Source organism: Silanimonas sp., assembly GCF_027531545.1.
Classification (GTDB): domain Bacteria; phylum Pseudomonadota; class Gammaproteobacteria; order Xanthomonadales; family Xanthomonadaceae; genus Silanimonas.
In genome coordinates this window covers 1-1,924 of the sequence record NZ_JAPZSC010000066.1, presented here as the reverse complement: position 1 = coordinate 1,924, position 1,924 = coordinate 1, and the positions used below count along the sequence as shown (strand labels likewise).

The window sequence follows — 1,924 nt, the reverse complement described above, 5'->3', positions numbered from 1 at the left end:
GAGCGAGGTCAAGGCGCTGGCGAACCAGACGGCGAAGGCGACCAGCGAGATCTCGGAGATGGTCAACCAGATCCAGCAGGCGACGAGCGACACCGTCATCGCGATCAAGGAGATCGACGGCGCCATCGCGCTGATCGACCGTGCCACGGCGGAAATCGCCGGGTCGGTGGGCGAGCAGGAACGGGCCGCGCGCGAGATTGCCAGCAATGTCCAGCAGGCGGTGAACGGGACGGAGGAAGTTTCGCGCTCGATCACGGCGGTATCGGCCACGGCCGGGCATACCGAGGGCGCGGCGCAGCAGGTGCTGGGTTCCGCCGCTGATCTCGCCCGGCAGGCCGAGACAATGCGGAGCGAGGTCCAGCGTTTCCTCCAGACCGTCCGCGCGGCCTGAAATATGGACAGTTGCCGGCGAGCCTGTCCATTTTCCGGGCAGGACGCCCGATAGTTGACCGAGAATTTACCAATTCGGGTGCATCTGAAGATTCGGCTGACTTCGAGGAATGGTCCGAATGCTCAAGAATGCATCCATCACGCGCAATTTTGCACTGATTGCCGGCGCTGCGCTCCTTCTTCTGGCCGGCGCCGTGACGCTGGTCATGGTGCAGACCCGCTCGATCATGCTGGACCAGAAACGGGCGGAAATCCGGAACACGGTGGATGCGGCGGTTACCGTCATGCAGGGCGCCTATGAGGCGGCCAAGGCCGGTGGCGCTTCCGATGCCGATGCGGTGCGGGCGGCGGGCAATGTGCTCCGGAGCTCGCGCTTCGACAACGGCAACTATTTCTACATTTACGACCTCACCGGCGACACGCTGATGCACCCGATCCGCAAGGATCTCGAGGGCAAGAACAATCTTGGCCTCAAGGACAAGAACGGCGTGATGATCATCCAGGAATTCATCAAGGAAGTTCAGGCCAACAAGGCCGGCTTTACCGAATATCACTGGAAGAAGCCCGGCGACGAGGTCGAGACGGTCAAGATTGCCTATAACGCGCTGCTGCCGGGCACGAAGGCCTTTGTGGGCTCCGGGCTGCATGTGGATGACGTGGACAAGGCGCTCTGGCGCGAAGCCGGCGCGCTGGCAGCCAAGATCCTCCCCCTCGCTGCGTTCTTCGTACTGTTTGCGCTGTATCTCGGCCGGAGCCTGTCGCGGGCGGTGCGTCAGCTGACTGGCTCGGTGGAAGGCATTGCGGCCGGGCAGCTCGACACGGCGATCGAGGGCGTGGACCGCCGCGACGAGATCGGCGTGATCGCCCGGGCGTTGCAGGTCTTCCGCGACGCGCTGGCCCAGAACCAGCAGGCGGAAGCCGAGGCGCGGGCCCGGCGCGTGGCCGAGCGCGAGCGCCAGGCGCGTGTCGATGCCGAGATTTCCAGCTTCGAGCGCAATGCGGATTCGGTGGTGCTGACCATTTCCTCGGCGGCCAACCAGCTGGAAGCCGCGGCGAACGAACTCTCGCAGGCGGCCAAGCACACGACGATGGAGGCCTCGACTGTGGCCGCTGCGGCGACACAGACCAGCACGACCTTCCATGGCCTGGCCGCGGCGGGCGAGGAACTCTCCGGCACGGCAGGCGAGATTTCGCGGATCCTCGCGGAATCGACCAGGGCGGCGGCCGATGCGGTGGCCAGCGTGCGGACGACCGACGAGAGCGCGCAGGCGCTTGCTTCGGCGGCCTCCCGGATCGGCTCGGTGATCAGCCTGATCAACGGGCTTGCGGAGCAGACCAACCTTCTCGCGCTCAACGCGACGATCGAGGCGGCTCGGGCTGGCGATGCCGGCAAGGGCTTCGCCGTGGTGGCGAGCGAGGTCAAGGCGCTGGCGAACCAGACGGCGAAGGCGACCAGCGAGATCTCGGAGATGGTCAACCAGATCCAGCAGGCGACGAGCGACACCGTCATCGCGATCAAGGAGATCGACGGCGC

2 protein-coding genes are annotated in these 1,924 nt (G+C 65.5%); both read left to right on the top strand.

Annotation, left to right across the window (positions count from 1 at the left end; genetic code table 11):
• On the top strand, window positions 1-391 hold a 391-nt coding region (locus tag O9280_RS17235), incomplete at its 5' end, for a hypothetical protein (RefSeq protein ID WP_298345765.1).
• A 118-nt stretch (window positions 392-509) separates the two neighbouring features.
• Window positions 510-1,924, top strand: a 1,415-nt coding sequence (locus tag O9280_RS17230; protein ID WP_298345762.1) for a cache domain-containing protein, incomplete at its 3' end; no start/stop codon positions are given.